Raw genomic sequence first — 18,565 nt, 5'->3', positions numbered from 1 at the left:
GCGGGACGGGGATCGACGGCGGCGTGCGCCCGGGAGCGCGCAGGCGCCCGGCGCGACGCGGCGGTCGCGGGGAACCGGAGCGCGCGCCCGCCGGTCGCCTCAGTTGGCCGAAAGGCCCGGGAGCGGCGACTTGGACCGCAGGCTCGGATCGCCGAAGCCGGCGAAGTCCGTGACGCCCATCGCGTCGCACAGGCTGAGCAGCACGCGCTCGTGCCGCTCGCTGCTCTTGATGTACCGGCCGCCAGGGGCCGTCTTCAGATAGCCGCCTTCGCCGCTCGCCAGGACGAACTTCATCTCGTTCTGGTTGTGGTTCGGCGAGTCGCCCATGTCGCGGCACCACGCGATCAGCGTGTTGTCGAAGAGCGTCCCGGAGCCGTCGGCCTCCGGGATCGCCTTCAGCTTGTTGATGAGGTCGACGAACCGCTGCGACAGCCACTTCTCCAGCTTGATCAGGTCGAGGTGCGCAGGGGCGCCGGTGTGGATCATGGCGCCGTGCTCGTCGCCCTTCAGCCCGATGTCCGGGAGATCGACGTTCATGGCCTGATCCGAGCCCCACTGGATGGCGCCGACGCGGGTGATGTCGCACGCGAACGCGCCGACGAGGAGATCCATGTGGAGCAGGTTGGCCTGGAGCGGGTTGGCCGGATCGGTGGCGGGCTTCGTCGGCACGCTGCAGCCGCCGGTCTGGCCGGACGACGCGTTGGACAGCCGCTCCTCGATCTGCCGGATCGAGTCGATGTGAAGCTCCAGCTTGTACTGCTGCTCGGAGCCGAGGTTCCCCTCGAGCGCCTTGATCTCGTTCTTCAGGTGATCGAGGACGCTCTTGCGACGGCGCAAGAGATCGCTCGACGACGTGTTCGACGGGATCGCCGAGCCGAACAGGGTGGAGTAGGCGGACGTCGGAGAGGCGATGCCTGGCAGGTTGTCCTTGCGATAATACGGCGATCTCCCGCCGTTCACCGTGCTCTCGGCCCCCAGCAAGAGCGAGGCGATCTGCGTCTTCGTGCCGGCGGCGATCAGCTTGTCCGCGATGAACTGGTCGACGGAGATCAGCTTGGCGGGGTCGCTGAAGCCGAGCCCCGTCAGGGCGTCGGGCGCGCCGTGGTTGTTCCCCGGATTCCCGCTGGGGAGGCCGTCCACGAGCACGACGTGCTGCTTCACGTCCGCGAGCGGCGACGTCGACTCGCTGAACGTGGGGGTCTCGCCCGAGACGCTCGTGGGCTTCCAGATCGATGGCGCGGTCCCCATCGTGCAGAACAAAAGGAGCCGCTTGGGCTTCTGGCCGGGCGCCGCCTCCGCGATGGAGTCGAGGAAGGGGTTGAACAAGAAGCCGGCGCCGACGCTGGCCCCCAGCCCCTTGAGGAAATCTCTACGACGATGGCTGCGCATGAACGACCCTTTCACGCTACCGATCTCGCGCCAACGGCGCTCGCCGCGACAGGTGCGTGGGGGCTCACCTGTCGCGGCGAGCGGCCGCGCGCCCTCGGTGTCAGGTCGCGGCGATGCCGGGGAGCGGCGTCTTGCTGCCCAGAGCCGGATCCCCGAAGCCGGAGAAGTCCGTGACGCCCATCGCGTCGCACAGGCTGAGCAGCACGCGCTCGTGCCGCTCGCCGCTCTTGATGAACCGGCCGCCGGGGGCCGTCTTCAGATAGCCGCCGTTGCCGCTCGCCAGGACGAACTTCATCTCGTTCTGGGTGTGGTTCGGCGCGTCGCCCATGTCACGGCACCAGGCGACCAGCGTGTTGTCGAGGAGCGTCCCGGAGCCGTCGGCCTCGGGCGTCGCCTTCAGCTTCTTGATGACGCCGACGAACTGCTGGTGCAGCCACTTCTCGAGCTTGATCAGGTCGAGGTGCGCAGGGGCGCCGGTGTGGATCATGCCGTTGTGCTCCTCACCGCTGAGCCCGATCTCGCTCAGGTTCGCGTTCATCATCTGATCCGAGCCCCACTGGATCGAGGCGACGCGGGTGATATCGCACGCGAACGCGCCGACGATGATATCCAGATGAAGCTGGTTGGCCTTCAAGCCATTGCTCATGTCGCCGCTCGGCGTCCCCGGGACGGAGCAGGCGCCCGTCCCTCCTTCTCCTCCCGGGGTCATGGTGTTCGAGAGCCGCTGCTCGAGCTGGCGGATCGACTCGAGGTGCAGATCCAGCTTGTACTGCTGCTCCTTCCCCAGGTTTCCCTTGAGCGACGTGAGCTCTTTCGTGAGGTTGTCGAGGACGCTCTTGCGCCGCTTCAGCAGGGCCTCGGCGGCGCTGTTGTCGTTGCTGCCTTGGTTGTTGTTGGACGGCGTGAAGCCCGTGAACACGGTCGAGTAGGCGGACGTGGGGGAACCGATGGGCGACAGGTTGGTCCCCTTGTAGAACCCCGTCTTGCCGCCCTCGACGGCGGCGCCGAGCAGGAGCGAGGGGATGGGCGTCGACAGCCCGCTGCCCTTCAGCTTCTCGACGATGTACTGGTCGACCGAGATCAGCCCGTAGGGGCCGTTGCTGTAATAGCCCATCCCGGTGAGGCCGTCGGCGGACCCGTGGTTGTTGCTGGGGCTCCCGCTGGGGAGGCCGTCCAGCATCACGATGTGCTCCTTCACCTCCTCGAGCGGCGAGGTGGACTCGCTGAACGTGGGGGTCTCGCCGGAGACGCTCTTGGGCTTCCAGATCGAGGGGGCCGTCCCCATGGTGAAGAAGATCAGGAGCCGCTTCGGCTTCTTCCCGGGAGCCGCGTTGGCGATGGAATCATAGAAGGGAGAGAACAGAAGACTGGCGCCCAGGCTGGCCCCGACACCCTTGAGAAACTTCCTACGACTGTGGCTGCGCATGACCGATCCTTTCACTCGCTACCGATCTGTTCTTGGGTTGCAGCCGTGGGGTCACGGACCTTGAACTCTGCGGGTGAAGTGCGGCGCGCGCGTCAGCGCGAGCCACACGCTCTTGAGGCGGAACTCGTCCGCCGCGGCGTCCTGCTGGACCGTCTCGTACGTGCAGCCGTCCTGCTCCCAGGTGCCGCCGAACGCGTAGTACGACCAGTAACGGACCATGCACGCCTTGACGTCCTCGCTCGCCGCGAGGTAGTCGGCCAGCTCGGTGACGCCGCTGAAATTGAAGTCTTCCCCGGTAGGCGGCTCGACGACCGTCCCGGTCACGTCGACGGGGATCCCGTTCTCGTCGTTCCGCCACCGGCCGAACGTGTCGTAGTGCTCGAAGCCGACGCCGATCTTGTCGGTGAACTGGTGGCAGCCCCCGCAATACACGGGCTCCGTGTGCTGCTCGACCATCTCGCGCGTGGTCGCCGGGGTCTCCAGGGGCTTGACGTTCGGATCCACGCCGGGCGGCGGGGGTTCGAGCGGCTGGCAGAGGAGGCGCGTGCGGACCATCTTGCCGCGCTGGGTCGGCGAGGACAGCTTCGCGCTGCCATGCCCCGTCAGGAAGCTGCCGTGGGCCAGGATGCCCTTGTCGCGCTGCCCCGGGGTGAGCGTCACCTTCGTCAGCTCGGTGCCGCCGGCGCCGTTGATGCCGTAGTGCGCACCCAGGCTGGCGTTGATGAACGTGTAGTCCGCCTGCAGGAGGTTGGAGAACGTGCCGTTCTGGTTGAACGCGGTGTCCACGATGAGCGCCTGCGTCTCGGCCATCATGTCCTTGCGCATGGCGTCCGTGAGATCGAAGATCGTGTTGTCCTTCACCGCGGTGACGAGGCGGTTCAGCTGGAGCCAGCCGCGCATGAACCGCATCATCTCCTTCTCGGCCAGCGGCCTTGTCGCCGAGTCCTCCAGCAGGCGCAGCGCGTGCTGGGCGATCTGCTCGCTGGTCAGGTTGGCGCCCTGGGCGGCGGCCGCGTCGGCGGCCTGCAGCAGCGCCTCGTCCGGCATGGTCCCGGTCAGCAAGTACGAGAGGTTGCTCGCGATCTCGTGCGGGGTGAGCTCGTAGACGCCCGAGCCGCTCGCCGCGGTCCCGATCTCGTGGCGGTAGAGGAAGTACGGCGACTGCAGCATGGCGCCCACGACCACCTTGGCGCCGTCCTCGAACGACTTCTCCGCCCCGAACAGCGCGTCATAGGACGCGATGCGCTCGTCCGTGAGCTTGTCGCGGAACGCGCGGCGGCCGAAGTCGCGGATGAACTCGGTCCGGCAGCTCGCGTCCAGGGTCCTGCACGTCGTCGTGGTGATGCTGGCGAGCTTGTTCGTCACCGCCCAGTCGGCCGTCGTCTCGGCCCAGTCCATGATCTGCTGGGCCGTCAGGTCGCGAATCACCAGCGCGTTCGCGTCGGCCGTGAACCCGAGCACCTGCGGATCGTTGAAGATGCTGGGGAGGGCGACGCTCTGGTCCTTGAAGAGATCGCGGACAGTGGCCTCGAATTGATCCACCGTCAGGCGACGCACCACGCGCGGGCCGGGGGTGCTCTTGTCCGCGACCTCGCAGTGCGACACCTCCGGGATCTCCGTGTGCACCTCCGGCGGGTCGCCCGTCGGCGGGCCGCCAGCGTCGCCGCCGCTGCTGCTGCTGCTGCCGCTGCCGTTGCCGCTGCTACTGGTCTCGGAGGGCGTCTCGTCGTTGGGATTGCCGAGGTTGCCCAGGCAACCGAGCGGGCCGGCGAGGAGAAGCGCCACTGCGGAGTAGCGGCGACACGCTTTCGCCGAAACTAAGCCATTAAGCGTGCTCATCATTGCTTGAGAAAAGCTGATGTCTCTCATGTTGTCAAGCCCCGATCAAGCGGTGTCGCCTCGATAATCCATGCGCATACCCGCGCGCTTCAATGGCCTGTCACCGAATCGTCCGCGTCATTCGTGCTGTTTGCGTTGATTGCGTTGAGTGCGCTGGCCGCGTTCGAATCGTTTTCAGCGTCGTTTTCAGCGTCTTTGCCCTGCCTGCTCGCCTGCATGCGTCATGGTGGGCCCGTGGTGGCTCTCCCCGGAGCGAAGTCGAGTTCGACGCTCCGCGTTGAGCCGACTCACGGTGTCACCCGCCACGCCAGAGAGCTCGACCTCCCACCGGATCCGAGGTCGAACCGGAGCCGCTGGATCGCCAGGCGCGTTACGACCTCAGGGCTCTGGGCGAGCCGCTGGGCAAGGCCTTCGTCGTCCATGAGCGTCGCGAAGCGATCCACAGCAGGCGGTAAAGCAACCCTCGTGCCGAGTGTTCTCGCGGGGTTACCCGGCGCCGCCATGCCCGGTTTCTGGATTTTTTCGAAGGTTGCGAGGGGTGGACGCCGAGGGGTCCAGGAAGGGCGATCCACCGCTTCCGCGATCCATCCGTGCGCCGCTGCAACCGCGCCCCCAGGACCAGCCGCGTCAGCCCTTGGACCAGGCGCTGATCGAGCGATAGCTCGCGACGGACTCCTCGATGACCTCCAGGGCGCGGCTCCTGTCGTACATCGTATCCACCTCTGCGAGCTTGTTCTCGAGCGTCTTGTAGTCGATGAAGAACCGCATGAGCTCCTTGGTCACGTGCGGCGGCAGCTCCTCGTGGGTCAGGTAATGGGCCACGGAGGGGTCGTCGACGGCGACCGCGATGATCTTGTCGTCGACGCCCTTGTCGTCGCGCATGAAGAAGCCGCCGATGGCGCGCGCCCTCACGATCGTGAGCGGCACGACCGGCTCCTGCATGAGGACGAGGACGTCGAGCGGGTCGCCGTCGCCCGCGTGCGTCTGAGGGATGAAGCCATAATTGGCCGGGTAGTGCACGGACGAGTAGAGCACGCGGTCGAGCATCAAGAGCCCGGTCTTCTTGTCGAGCTCATACTTGCACTTCGATCCTTTCGGGATCTCGATCACCACGGGGAAGAAGTCGTGTCGGCTGTCGGGGAGCAAGATGTCGTGGAGCGGATGGGTCATTGAATCGTCCTGGGCTTTCGCCCCCGCCCGGGAGGCGGGCGAGGGGCGCGCAGGATACCAGGAGTTCGATTCGGTGAGATCGGGGTCCGGACACCCCCGCATTCCCGCTCTGGAACGAGATGAGCCCGCCGCCGTTGGGGCCCTCCAGGCGCGGGGCGGCGGGGGACGCAGGACCGACGTTGGCGGGCATGGGCAAGGGCGGGCGCCCGTGCGATGAGCTAGCCCGAAGCCGCCGGGGCAGACTCGCCGGCGGATCTCCGGATTCCAGGTGCGCTCCCCATGAGACCGTTCCCCACACGCGCCCCGGCCGCGCGACCAGCGCGAGGGCCCGCGCTCCGACGCACGGCGCCCTGGGCGCTGGTGGTCCTCGCCCTGGGCGCGGTCCTCGGCGGCCCCCCCGCGGCAGCGGCGCGCGCGCCGGACGCGCCGTCGGCCAGGCCGCCCTCGCACGTCGCGAGCGCGCAGGCCGGGGCGCCCCCCGACGACGGCGCCTCAGCGGCCGCCGCCCCGCCGGCCGTGGGCCGGCCCGTGGTCTCGCCGGTGCAGCGCCCGGACGAGCGCGACGTCCGCGACGCCCAGCAACGCGCTTGCTCCTTCACGCTGCCCGTCTGCGTGCACGCGCCCGCGGACGTCCCCGGCGCCGCCCTCCTCGAGAGCCTCACCGACCTGGAGGCCGCGATGCGGGCCTACGACGCGCTCGGTCTGCCGCGCCCGCTCCCCGACGGCGCGCGGGGCGGCGGCCCATCGTACGATCTCTACCTGGAGCGCGGCCCGCGCCGCGGCCCGGTGCGCGTGGGGTACGACCCGCGGGCGCTCGGGGAGCGGTTCGACGCCGCGAGCGCGTTCGCCATCATCGCCGCGCCGGGGCGCGGCGGGTGCGCGAGCGCGTCCGACGCGGCCTACGCGCTCGCGCACGCCGTCGCCATGCGCCTCGACGCCGGGGCGGAGCAAGGCGCGATCGCCATGACGGCGAGCTACCTCGCCGCCATCGCGGCGCCCTGCGCGGCCGAGGAGCTCGCCGCGGTCGACGCCTTCCAGCGGGCGCCCGAGCGGGCGCTCACCGGCGCGGCGCTCGGCGCGCTCGACGGCGGCCTGCTCTTTCCGTGGTACCTCGACGACGCGTACGGCACCGGGACGCCGGCGCAGGTCGCGACGTCGCTGCTCGCCATCGCGGCGCAGTCCACGCCCGCGGGCGCGGCGCGCTTCGACGCCGAGCCCGACACCTTCGATGCGCTCCGGGCGTCCCTGCGATCCCGCGGCGAGGACCTCGACGACCTGCTCCTCGAGTTCGCCATCGCGCGAGCGTTCGTGGGCAGCCGCAGCGACGGCGCGCACCTCTCCGACGCCGAGCGCTTCGGCGATTTCGGCCGGGTTCGCTTCGAGTGGTCGCTGCCCTACGCCACGCTCCCGCGGCGGGTCGCGCCCCTGCGCCCGATCGAGCCGACCGGCGCGACGTACCTCTGGCTCGATCTCTCGGCGGAGAACGCGGCCGCTCGGCCGGATCTCAAGGCGGCCGAGATCACCTTCGTGGCCGACTGGGAGCTGCCCGCGCTGTTCCGCTGGGCGATCGTGAAGGTCGACGCGCACGGCGCCGAGGCCGGCCGCGTCGACGTGGCCGGCGTCTTCGGCAGCAGCCGCGCGCAGCGCACGGTGGTGGGGCTCGACGGGCTCTCGGGGCTGCTCGTCGTGGGCGTCAACGCGGGGAGCATGATCCGCAGCCTCCCGTTCGATCCCGACGACGCGCCGTTCATGCCGCACGCGTACACGGTCTGGCTCTCCAGGTAGGCGCCGCGCCGGCCGGCGCTCGCGCCGGGCGCCGGCAGGCGGCGCGCTCGCCGCGGCCTGCGCGGGACGCCGGTGGGCGCGTCACGCCCTCGCCTCGGCTCCTCGCGCGCTCAGGTGCTGCGCGAACCACTCGCCGGCGAGCCGGGCGACCGCCGCGAGCGCGCCCGGCTCCTCGAACAGGTGCGTCGCGGAAGGCACGACGGCGAGCCGGCGCGGGCCCGCGAGGCCGTCGAGGGCAACCTGGTTCAGCGCGAGCACCTCGGTGTCCGCGCTGCCCACGATGAGCAGCGTCGGCGCGCGCACCATCGCCAGGGCCGCGCCCGCGAGGTCGGGCCTGCCGCCGCGCGACACGACGGCGCCCACGACGCGCGGCCGCGCCGCCGCGGCGATGAGCGCGGCCGCCGCGCCGGTGCTCGCGCCGAAGTAGCCGACCGCGAGCTGACGGAGCTCGGGGCGCGCGAGCGCCCAGTCCGTCGCCCCGAGCAGCCGCCGCGCGAGCAGATCGACGTCGAAGCGGAGGTGCGCGCTCCGGCGATCTTCCGCCTCCTCCTCGCCGGTGAGCAGGTCGAAGAGCAGCGTGGCCAGCCCCCACCGCCAGAGCGCCTCCGCGACCGAGCGGTTGCGAGGGCTCCTGCGGCTGCTGCCGCTGCCGTGCGCGAAGATCACGAGGCCGCCCGCCCTCTCCGGGATCGCGAGGTCCCCGGGCAGCGCCGCCGTCCCTGCCTCGACGAAGAGGGGCCGCTCCGCCTCTTCCGGCGTCGCGACCTCGCGCCGCGCCTCGGCGAGCAGCGTGGCGACGGCGTCGTCCGACGTCTGCGAGAAATCCTCGTAGTAGGCGCCGATCGCCTGGAGGCCCGGGTCCTCCTCGATGCAGGCGATGCCGTCGACCTCGCGGCTGAGCGACGACAGGCTCGACGGCGCGGCGACCGGCACGGCGAGCACGAGCCGCCTCGGCGAGCGCTTGCGCAGGTCGCGCAGCGCGGCCCGCACGGTGCCGCCGGTCGCGATGCCGTCGTCCACGACGATCACCGTCCGCCCCTCGACGCGGGGCATCGGCCTGTCGCCCCGGTACCGGCGCACGCCGCGCTCCACCTCGGCGGCCTGCTGCTCCGCGATCTCGGCGAGCTCCGCCTCGGAGATCCCCAGCAGCGCGACGAGGCCCCGATCGATGTACACCTCGCCCCCCTCGGCGATCGCGCCCACGCCGAGCTCCGGCTGCCCGGGTGCGCCGAGCTTGCGCACGATCCACACATCGAGCGGCGCGCCCAGCGCGCGCGCCACCTCGTAGCCCACCTCGACGCCGCCGCGCGGCAGGGCGAGCACGAGCGGCGCCTCGCTCCTGTACCCCGAGAGCAGCTGCGCGAGCCTGCGCCCGGCGTCCCTGCGATCCTCGAACAGCTTCGCTCGCCCCATCGCCCCCTCCCCTCCCGTCCGCTCCTGGGACCCCTTCAAGAGCGGTGCCGCGGGGCGCGCGGCGCGGGCTCGGCCGCGCGCGACGCGACGAGTGGCGGGGGGTTGACCGCGACACGGGCAAGGCCGCGCCCGTCAGCGCCCCATCAACCGAACAGGCTCCACTCGTCCTCGATGAGCGAGAGCGCGTTGATCAGCTCGACCGCGAGCTCGCGCTCGAGCCACTCGTCGATGCGCTGGCCTGCGGCGATCGCGCTGAAGCCCGCGCGTGGGATGCGCTTCGCGAGGTGCGAGAGGCACGAGCCGGTCCGATCGAGGCGCGCGACCCAATCGGTGTCGCGATAGGCATACCTGGCCTGGTGGAACAGCGAGTCGCTGAGCGCCGAGATCCTGTCGCGCACGACGTCGGCGGGCTCGGCGCGGGACGCGATCGCCTCGCGCACCTCGCCGATGGCGCGCAGCACGAGGCAGACCGGCGCGCCCGGGTGGAACGAGGTGCGCTTCGGTGAGAACGTCAGCCCGTCGAGCGCAAGGAAGTACCAGGCCTGCGGCGAGGGCACGCGATAGAGGTAGGCGGCGTTGCAGGCGTCCGCCGCCCTCATCGCGATCTGCCAGGCGCCTTGCTCGTCGATGCCGTCCTGCTCCGCGGGCATCCCGTCGATGCGCCCGATCCCGGCGCCGCTGGCGAGCGGGTCGGCCCACGCCATGACCAGGACCGAGGTCGCGCACGACCAGCTGCACAGGAGGCGCGCGCTCGCCTCGGCGGACACGCGCCCGCTCGGCGCGATCCAGACGAAGCGCCCCTCCTTGAGATCGGCGCGGTACTCGTGGAGCGCGGCGCCGTGGCCTTCGAGCTGCTGGAAGAGCTCCTCCCCCCGCGCCGCCCAGCGCTGGGCGAGGGCCTCCTCGGCGCCTTCAGACGGCGTGTCGTCCCAGTCGAGCTCAGGCGGCCGGGGCGGCGAGAACTCCGCGTCATCCGCTCCGCTCTTCGCCTTCGCGTTCCGGGGTCGGCGCTTCGGCGGCGCGGCGCTGGCCTGCTCGCCGGCGCGCGCTCTCGGGGGGCGCATCCGCGGCGCCGCCGGTGGCTCGGCCGCCGCGCGCTTCCCCGGCGCCGCCGGTCGCTTCGCGGCGGCCTCCACGAGCGAGGTCGCGCCCTTCGCCTTCCTGGGCCTGGCTCCCGAGCTCGCGGGCGCCCGCTCCTGCCGGTCGCGCAGCGCGGCCGGCGGGCCCACCTTCGCGCCCCCGCGCTCACCCGCCTTGCCATGGCGCCGCGCGCGCGCGGATCCGCTCGATGCCTTGACGGTGCGCCTGGGTTCGGCCGATGTCCCTCGACCGCGCGGTTTGGGCATTGCGACAGGCTATCACGAGCTCGAAGCGCAATATCGAGGGAGGCGCCCGAGAAACGCACAGGGTGAGCCGAGCGCCAGACCGCTCGGAGCGCAGGTCCTGGAGCCCTGCGCCGGAGCGCGCGCCGCCGGGAGGCGCGTGTCGCGGGTGTTCAGGTGGTGTTCAGTTCGCTTCGCTGAGGGCGCGCCGGACTACCTTCTTGAATTTCGCGAGCGGCTGGGCTCCGCTGACCAGGTAACCGTTGATCACGAACCCGGGAGTCCCGGTGATGCCGGCGCTCCGCGCGGTCTGCGCGTCGGCCTCGACGGCGGCGCGATGGGTGCGCTCGTCGAGCGCCTTTGCGAAGCGCGCCGCGTCGAGCCCGAGGCTCGCGGCGTGCTGCTCCAGGGCCGCGCGGTCGAGGTTCGAGGCGTCGTTGGCCTTCAAGAGCAGGTCGTGCATCTTCCAGAAGCCGGCCGGCCCCTTCTGCGCGAGCGCCTCCATGGCCGCTTCGGCGGCCAGCTGCGCCTCCGGGTGGAAGGGGAGCGGCAGGTGGCGGTAGACGACACGGACCTTGCCCGGGAACGCCTTGACGAGCTCGTCCATCGTGGCGGCGGCACGCGCGCAGAAAGGGCACTGGAAGTCGGAGAACACCTGGATGACCACCTTGCCCGCGGCCGCGCCCTTGCTGGGGTGGCCCTTGGGCACCGGCGGCACGGCCACCTTCGGCGGCGGCGCCGGCGGGACCGCCTGCCTCTGGATGGCCTCGTACACCTTCGCGCGCGGCGTCCCGGCCACGACCATCGCCTCCGCCTTGGCGATCTCCTCGTCGATGATCGCCTGGAACTTCTCGATCGGCTGCGCGCCGACGAGGCTGCGGCCATTGATGAAGAAGTGCGGGGTCCCCTGGGCGCCGAGATCGTCGGCGAGATCCACGTCGGCCTCGATCTTGGCGGCGTGCTTGTGCGAGGCGACGGCGCGCTTCACCGCGTTGACGTTCAGCCGGAGGTCCGCGGCGACGGCCTCGAGGGCGGCGTCGTCGAGGGCGGCCTCGCCGGCGAGGAGGCGATCGTTGGCCTGCCAGAAGGCGTCATTTCCCTTCTGGGCGCGGGCCTCGCGCGCGAGCTCTGCAGCGGGCTCGGCCCGCGGGTGGAACGGGAGCGGGTGGTCCTTCCAGACGACGCGCAGCTTGTCGCCGTACTGCGCCCTGAGCTTCTCGACCGTCGGCGTGACCCGCCTGCAGAACGGACACTGATAGTCGCTGAACAGCACCATCGTGACGAGCGCCGTCTCCGCGCCGCGCACGGGCGAGTCCCCGACGGGCACGAGGTGCACCACGCCGCCGTCGCCTTCCTCTTCGGCGTCGGGCTCCTCGGCAGGAGGGGCGAAGTTCTTCTCCGCGAGCGCCGCGTAGATCTTCTCCGGCGGCGTCCCCTCGGCGCGGAGCGCCTGCGCCGCGGCGAGCTGCGCGTCGATGATCTCCGAGAACCGCTCCGCCGGCTGCGCGCCGGCGAGGAGGACGCCGTTGATGAACGACGCCGGCGTGCCGTTCACGCCGAGCCGCCCGGCGAGCGCCATGTCCGCGTCGACCTTCTGCGCCGCCCCGCTCTGCTGGACGAGCTGCTGGATCTGGCCGGGGGTCACCCCGGCCCGCCGGAGCGCGGTGGCCTGGAGCTCCGGCGAGAGCCGCTCGTCGGCCGTGAAGATGGCGTCGTGAAACGCCCAGAAGGCGCTGGGACCCGCGTGCGCGAAGACCGCCGCCCCGGCCTCGGCCGTCGGCCGAGCCTGCTTGTGGAAGGCGAGCGGGAAGTTCTTCCACACGACCCGCAGCCGCTCCGCGCCGTACCGCTGCTCCAGCTGCCTCAGCGTGCCGCCCAGGTGCTTGCAGAAGGGGCATTCGAAGTCGGAGAACACGACGATCGTCACGGGCGCGAGCCGGCTGCCGCGCGCCGGATCCACGCGGGTCACCGGCACCGGGCCGGGGTCGCCGTCCGCGACCATCACCTCGTCGAGCGCCGCTCCCGGAGCGGCGGCTGGGCCCGGCTGCCGCGCAGGGGCGCCGCTGGTCTTCGCCTGCGAGGCGTCTGGAGGGGGCGGCGGCAGCGCGGAGCTGCAAGCCAGGACGAACAGCAACGAGAGCCAGGCGACGGCGGCGATGGCGCGGCGGGACATCGCGCGAGTGTACTCCGGTTCCGCGATGACGCCTTCGCCGTGCGGGCGTCGCTGTGCCCAGCGCGGAACGCCTCGCCGCGCGGCCAGGCGCGATTGACGCCCTCGCCGCCTTCGGCCATGACGGGCGCGGCGCGCCGCTCTGCCGCGCCAGGAGAGCGCACCGGAAAGCCATGGAGAAGGTCTACAGCGCCGCCCGCATCCAGCCGGAAGAGCACAGGGACGTCCTCGCGCAGCTCTGGAAAGAGAACCTCGCCCACGGCGAGGTAGCGCAGGAGCTCGTGGAGCGGCGGATGCGCTGGTTCCAGGAGCAGAACCCGGCCGGCCCCCCGCGGACCTGGATGGGCTTTCACGGACCGGAGCGGGAGATCATCGGGAGCGGCTCGTTCTACCCGCGCGACCTGGTTGTCGACGGGCGCAAGCTCAAGGCCGGCGTCCTCGGCGACTTCGGCGTGACCAAGGCGCACCGCATCGCGGGGGCGGCCATGAGCATCCAGCGAGAGCTCGCGAAAGGCTGCCGCGACGCCGGGGTCGATTTCGTGTTCGGCTTCCCCAACAAGGCCTCATTCCCGATCTTCCAGCGCGCCGGCTACAAGAAGATCGCCGATTCCATCATCTGGGTCCGGCCCCTCATGGCCGCGTACAAGCTGAACGAGCTCGCGGCCTCGTCGGCCGGCGAGCAGCGGAACACCGTGGGCGCGGTGGTGCAGCGGATCGCCGAGCGGGCCGCGTCGGCCGTCCCCCACCCCCGCTGGCGCGCGCTCTGGGAGGCGGCGGAGCCGGGCGCCCCGCCCGCCCCGCTCGCGCAGGCGCTGTCGACCGCGGCGGAGCGCGCCGTCCAGCGGGCGACGGTGAAGCCGGACAACCTCCTGGTCCGTGCCGCGGGCAGCGCCCTCGACGCCTCGATGGCGCTCCGGGACACCGCCGCGCTGCTCGCGAAGGGGAGCCGCGTGCGCACCGAGCTCGTGGACACCGCCGATCACCGCTTCGACGCGCTGTGGTCGCGGGCGAAGCCCTGGCCGGTCGTCGGCGAGCGGAGCGCCCGGTTCCTGAACTGGCGCTATGCGCAGCTCGGCGACGTCCGATACCGCTTCTTCTGCATGCTCGACCGGCATGACGGGCGGCTGCTCGGCTACGCCGTCTACTCGGTGCGGAACAACAAGGTCGAGATCAGCGACCTGTTCTGCGAGGACAACGGCCCCACGTTCGACGCCCTGCTGCTCGAGTTCTGCCAGGCGATGCGGCGAGAGGGGCACGTCTCCGTGGGCATGCTCCTCGTGGCGCCCCCTTCGTTCAGCGCCCGCCTGCGGGCGCTCGGGTTCTTCTCCCGCCCCCACCCGCCGAACGTCGGCTCGCGGTGGCTCATCGTACACCTCGATCCCGCCTTCCCCGACGAGCTGCGGCGCGTGCTGCTCGACGCGGAGAGCTGGTTCATGACCGACGGCGAGCTCGACGTCTGATCGCCCGGGCTCCCGCCGCCCGGGGGATCCCACCGATCCGCTGGACCACCTCCTCCCGCCGGTTACCCTTGCCTCTCCATGGATAACGAGGCGCCGGCCCTGTCCATCGCGCGGCTGCGCTCCGTCTGGGATGCGGAGGTGGGCCCCTCCGCGCGCCGCGCGCTCACCGCGGCCGCTTGCGCAGGGCTGTTCGGCGCGGCGCACGTGGCGCGCGTGGGGTCCCCGCTCGCCCGCGGGCTCGCCGGCGCCGGGCTCGCGCTGCTGCTCGCGGCGATCGCCGCGCGGGCCATCCTCGTGCGGCGGCGGCGCGGCGACGCCAGGCGCACGGTGCGCGAGATCATCGGTCGCACGGACGAGGCGCTCGGCGCCGCCACGCTGCGGGCGCTCACGCTCGCGGATCGCGCCGCGGCCGACGATCGCGTCGGGTCGCCGGAGCTCGCCGGCCTGCACCTCCGGCGGCTGCTCGGCCGCGCCTCGCAGGCGCGCGTCGTCGAGCGCGCGCGCCAGGCGGCGACGCGGTGGGCGAGCGCGGGCCTCGCCCTCGGCGCGGCGGCGCTCGCGGCGGCGGCGATCGAGCCGTCGCGCGTCGTCGAGGGGCTCGACGTCCTCGCCGCCCGCGGCGGCGAGGCTCCCCTCGATCTGCCGTGGATCGAGGAGGTCGAGATGACGGCGGCGCCGCCCGAGTACCTGCACCAGGGCGCGGAGGAGCTCCTGCCGTTCGCCCCGACGATGCAGCCCCGAGGGACCGTGATCACGGTGCGCGGCCGCCCCGTCCGCGCGGGGCGCGCGCTCGTGCTGACGGACGGCGGCGCCGAGGTGCCGTTCGTCGACGACGGCAAGGGCAGCGTGGTCGCCCGCTGGACGCTCGGCGAGTCGACGACCCTCCAGGCGGCCGCGCGCTTCGGGCAGGTGCGCGTCCGGCAGGCCGACGCGCAGCGCGTCGTGTCGATCCCGGACGACGCGCCGCGCGTCACGCTCGAGGGCGCGCCGCGCACGGTGAAGCTCCTCGACGAGCCCAGCATCCCGCTCCGCTACGAGATCACCGACGATCACGGCCTGCGCGAGGTCGATCTCGTCCTGCGCGCCGGAGCGAAGGAGGAGCGGCGGGTGCTCTCGCGGCCGGCGGCGGACGCGAAGGTCGACCGCGGAGGCTACGAGCTCCGGGCGCGCGATCCCTTCTTCCGCAGGACGTACGTGCCCGTCGAGGTGCGGATCGAGGCGCGGGACAACGATCCGATCGAGGGCCCGAAGTGGGGCAGGAGCGAGGCCATCCTGGTCGTCCCGCCCCAGGTGGGCGAGCCCGAGGCGCGGCGCTACGCCGCGCTCGTGAAGGCGCGCGACGCCCTCACGGATCTGCTCGCCGACCGCATCGGCCAGAGGCCGCCGGAGGCGGGCGGCGCCGCGGCGCACGCGGCGCACGAGGCCGAGGTGCAGGCGGCGGCCAAGGCGGCGGTCGAGGCGGCGCTCGCCGCGGATCACGGCGGGCTGCGGGTGCGGGGGCGCATCGCGTCGCTCGCCCGAGGTCAGCTGGCCCGGCTCGACGCGGCGCTCGCCGCCGAGCGGAAGTCGACGACCCGCGCGGCGCACCAGGAGCTGCTCGACGAGACCGAGGGCGCGCTGCTCGCGTTCGACGCCGGCCTGCGCGGCCTGGGCCACCGCGACGCCCGGGCCGTCGCGCAGCGGCTCGCCGACGTCGCAGACGAGGCGGCGGCGGCGGCCGAGCTCCTGGACAACGGCGACCGCGAGGGCGGCGAGGTCCGCCTGGAGGCGGCCGTCACGGTGCTGGGCGGCGGGGGGGTCGAGCTCGGCAAGCTCGGCGAGCTCGGCCTCGACCTCGGCGAGATCGTCGCGAACGACCTGCGCCGGATCGCGCGCGCCCGCGGCGCCAGCGACTGGCTGCACGCCGAGCTCTCGGCGCGCGACCTCGCCGCGCGGCTCAGGCGGCCGGAGCCCTCGTTCGGCGGCGGCGGCCGCGGCGGGGTGGAGTCGGGCGCGCCGCGCGGGCCTGACCCCGGGGACGCGTCGAACGCCGACGAGAGCGTCGCCCAGAGCGAGCGGGATCTCGAGGAGCTCGCGCGCGATCACGCCGCCGAGACGAACGCGGTCGCCGAGGAGCTCTCGCGCGCGTCGCGGCCCGAGGACATCGCGGCGCTCCGGGAGGAGGCGAAGAAGCACGCGGAGGCGATCCGAGAGGCCGTGCGGGACCTGCCGCAGCCGGGCGCGGCGCCTGGCTCGGCCGAGGCCGCCGCGGCGGCTGGCCGGGAGCAGGCCGAGGCGATGGCCGGCGCGCTGGAGCAGGGCCGCGCCGAGGAAGCGGTGACGAGCGGCCGGGGCGCGATGCGCTCGCTGGGCGACGCGAAGCGGCTCGGCGCGCAGGCCGGCGGCTTCTTCCCCGAGGAGCGCGCCGCTCGCGAGGCCGGCGAGGCGCAGCAGGCGCTCGCCGAGGAGCTGGCCTGGGCCGAGGAGGCGCTGCGCAAGCTGCGGCAGGCGGCGGCGGAGCGGGCGCGGGACGGCCTCGGGAAGTCGAGCCAGCGCGAGGGGTCGCTCGCTGACCGCACGCGCGATCTCCGCAAGCGGGGCGAGCGCGGCGACGGCCGCATGCCCGAGGAGATGCTCGATCGTCTCGACGAGGCCGAGCAGGCGATGCGCGACGCCCAGCGCGCCCTCGCCGAGGGGGACGGCGAGGGCGGCAACGAGCGCCAGCGCGACGCGCAGCGGCTGCTCGAGATGTCGCGCAGCGAGGACCAGGGTCAGGACAGCGACGCCGAGTCGGAAGGGGAGCGGAACATGGCGAGGAAGGCCGACATCCCGGACAAGGACAAACACAAGGGCCCCGAGGAGTTCCGCCGTCGCGTGCTCGAGGGGCTCGGGGGGACCTCGGAGCCGCGGTTGCGAGAGGCGGTCAAGCGTTACGCGGAGGGGCTCCTGAAATGACGCGCACAGGCGGCGGGGCGGCCACGGCCCGGCGTGGGGCGACGGCGATCGCGAGGCGCGGCCTCCGGGCGGCGATCCTCGCCGGGCTCGCGACGGCGTCGGCGACCGCGTCCGGACGCCTCACCGTCGGCGATCTCGATCGCGCGGCGCGGGCCCGGGCCGCGATCCTGGAGATCGACGTCCCCGCGGCGCGGGACGCCCTGAAGGACGCGGACCCGGCGGACCTCGCGCTCGCGCTCGAGCGCGGCCGCCTCGCCATCTACGAGGGCGACTGCGACGCCGCCTCGGCGATCCTCGCGCGCCCCGATCTCGCGGCGACGGCCGAGGGCGCGGCGCTCGGGGACATCGCGCGCGGCTGCGCCCGGGCCACCGCGGCGACGGTCGTCGTGAACGACGAGGAGCGCGGCGTCTGGGTGCGGCTCCAGGACGACGACGATCGCGCGCTCGTGCCGCTCCTCGTCGACGTCGCGGCGAGGACGCGCGAGGTGCTCGCGAAGGACCTCGGCGTCGAGCTCCTCCGGCCGCTGCGGATCGATCTCGTCCGCGATCAGTTCACGCTCTCCGCGATGACGGGGCTGCCCGAGGACGCGGCGCGGACGACGGGCACGGTCGCCATCGCCAAGTGGGGGCGGGTGACGATGCTCTCGCCGCGCGCCACGCCGAGCGGCTATCCCTGGCTGGACACGCTCGCGCACGAGATAACGCACCTCGCCCTCTCGCGCGGGACGCGCGACAACGCCCCGCTGTGGCTCCAGGAGGGCGTGGCCAAGCGCGAGGAGGTCCGCTGGCGCGAGCCCGACCCGCTGGACGACGTACCGTCCGCGGACGCGATCGCCTTCCTGGGCCTCCAGCGGGGCCTCGGGCGTCCGCTCGACAAGATCGGCCCCTCGATCGCGATGCTCCCGAGCGCGGAGGAGGCGGCGGTCGTGTTCGCCGAGGTCGCGAGCTTCATCCGTTACTGGACGAGGGAGGCGGGCGACACGGCGCTGCCGCAGCTCCTGCGCCGGCTCAAGGACGCGAGCAGCGACGCGGACCTCGAGCGGGCGATCGCCGAGATCTCCGGCGCGGACCTCGCGGCCTGGGACAAGCGCTGGCGCGCCTACCTCGCCAGCGTGCCGGCCGACGTGCCGCCCGACCTCGCGCCCGGCGCGGACATGCCGCACCGGCAGGAGGTGAGCAAGCGGGTGCGGCTCGGCCAGCTGCTCCACGACCGCGGCCACCACGCCGCCGCCGCGGTCCAGCACGCGCGGGCGCAGGCGCTCGCGCCGCACGAGCCGGCGGTGCGCTGCTTCCTCGCCGCCGCCCTGCTGGCGTCGGGCGAGCGCGCGAGCGCCTCGCCCCTCGTCGAGCGGGTGGAGGACGTGCACAGCCGCTACGGCCGGTGGTGGTCGCTGCACGGGCTGCTCCACGGAGGCCCCGACGGGGGCCGCGCCTTCTCGGCGGGCACGGCGCTCGATCCGCTGAACCCCGACGTGGCCTGCGAGGAGAAGCTGCCGCCCGATCTCCCCGGCGACCCCCGCCGTTCGGCCCTCTGCGAGGCCGCGCGCCGCAGGGCGCGCTAGCCCGTCGCACGCGAGATCCAAAAAAAAGACGGTGAGCCGAGGAAATAGCGCCGCTCGACGCAATGGGGCGCGAGCGGCGGTTTGTTCGCGAGCGG

At 72.8% G+C, this 18,565-nt stretch carries 11 protein-coding genes; 4 read left to right on the top strand and 7 right to left on the bottom strand.

All coding sequences use genetic code 11. The annotated features are described in order from the left end of the window. Nucleotides 1–99: 99 nt before the first annotated feature. The 4 genes from WMF27_RS45735 to WMF27_RS45720 form a co-directional block, all read right to left on the bottom strand. A complete protein-coding gene (locus WMF27_RS45735) occupies nt 100–1,389 on the bottom strand; it encodes a DUF1552 domain-containing protein (protein WP_437762583.1) in 1,290 nt (429 codons plus the stop codon). Between the two features lie 100 nt (nt 1,390–1,489). After that, nucleotides 1,490–2,815 (bottom strand): DUF1552 domain-containing protein, encoded by a 1,326-nt coding sequence (locus WMF27_RS45730; RefSeq protein ID WP_437762584.1) that lies wholly within the window; start codon nt 2,813–2,815, stop codon nt 1,490–1,492. Nucleotides 2,816–2,866: 51 nt separating this feature from the next. Further along, nucleotides 2,867–4,600, bottom strand: a complete 1,734-nt coding sequence (locus WMF27_RS45725; protein WP_437943673.1) for a DUF1592 domain-containing protein — start codon at nt 4,598–4,600, stop codon at nt 2,867–2,869. Between the two features lie 681 nt (nt 4,601–5,281). Continuing rightward, complete coding sequence (locus WMF27_RS45720) at nt 5,282–5,824, bottom strand: inorganic diphosphatase (RefSeq protein ID WP_437762586.1); 543 nt, start codon at nt 5,822–5,824, stop codon at nt 5,282–5,284. A gap of 360 nt (nt 5,825–6,184) precedes the next feature. On the opposite strand from WMF27_RS45720, the gene WMF27_RS45715 reads away from it, so the two are divergent. Next, complete coding sequence (locus tag WMF27_RS45715) at nt 6,185–7,609, top strand: hypothetical protein (protein ID WP_437943672.1); 1,425 nt, start codon at nt 6,185–6,187, stop codon at nt 7,607–7,609. An 81-nt stretch (nt 7,610–7,690) separates the two neighbouring features. On the opposite strand, the gene WMF27_RS45710 is transcribed toward WMF27_RS45715, so the two are convergent. The 3 genes from WMF27_RS45710 to WMF27_RS45700 form a co-directional block, all read right to left on the bottom strand. Then, nucleotides 7,691–9,022, bottom strand: coding sequence for a phosphoribosyltransferase family protein (locus WMF27_RS45710; protein ID WP_437762588.1), 1,332 nt, complete (start codon nt 9,020–9,022; stop codon nt 7,691–7,693). Nucleotides 9,023–9,165: 143 nt separating this feature from the next. Beyond that, the gene (locus WMF27_RS45705; protein WP_437762589.1) at nt 9,166–10,368 is read right to left on the bottom strand and encodes a hypothetical protein; all 1,203 of its coding nucleotides are present in this window, start codon (nt 10,366–10,368) and stop codon (nt 9,166–9,168) included. 160 nt (nt 10,369–10,528) lie between these two features. Further along, the gene (locus WMF27_RS45700; RefSeq protein WP_437762590.1) at nt 10,529–12,517 is read right to left on the bottom strand and encodes a DsbA family protein; all 1,989 of its coding nucleotides are present in this window, start codon (nt 12,515–12,517) and stop codon (nt 10,529–10,531) included. A gap of 170 nt (nt 12,518–12,687) precedes the next feature. On the opposite strand from WMF27_RS45700, the gene WMF27_RS45695 reads away from it, so the two are divergent. The 3 genes from WMF27_RS45695 (at nt 12,688) to WMF27_RS45685 (ending at nt 18,470) form a co-directional block, all read left to right on the top strand. Beyond that, nucleotides 12,688–13,974 carry a GNAT family N-acetyltransferase gene (locus WMF27_RS45695; RefSeq protein ID WP_437762591.1) on the top strand — a complete coding sequence of 429 codons (1,287 nt, stop codon included), beginning with the start codon at nt 12,688–12,690 and terminating at the stop codon, nt 13,972–13,974. 78 nt (nt 13,975–14,052) lie between these two features. After that, the gene (locus tag WMF27_RS45690; protein ID WP_437943669.1) at nt 14,053–16,908 is read left to right on the top strand and encodes a DUF4175 family protein; all 2,856 of its coding nucleotides are present in this window, start codon (nt 14,053–14,055) and stop codon (nt 16,906–16,908) included. After that, complete coding sequence (locus tag WMF27_RS45685; protein ID WP_437762593.1) at nt 16,905–18,470, top strand: hypothetical protein; 1,566 nt, start codon at nt 16,905–16,907, stop codon at nt 18,468–18,470. Before WMF27_RS45690 ends, WMF27_RS45685 begins: the two co-directional genes overlap by 4 nt. The last annotated feature ends 95 nt before the right edge of the window (nt 18,471–18,565 follow it).

The organism is Sorangium sp. So ce281, assembly GCF_051527395.1.
GTDB classification, from domain to species: Bacteria; Myxococcota_A; Polyangia; order Polyangiales; family Polyangiaceae; genus Sorangium; species Sorangium cellulosum_B.
This window is presented reverse-complemented; position numbering and strand designations above follow the sequence as displayed.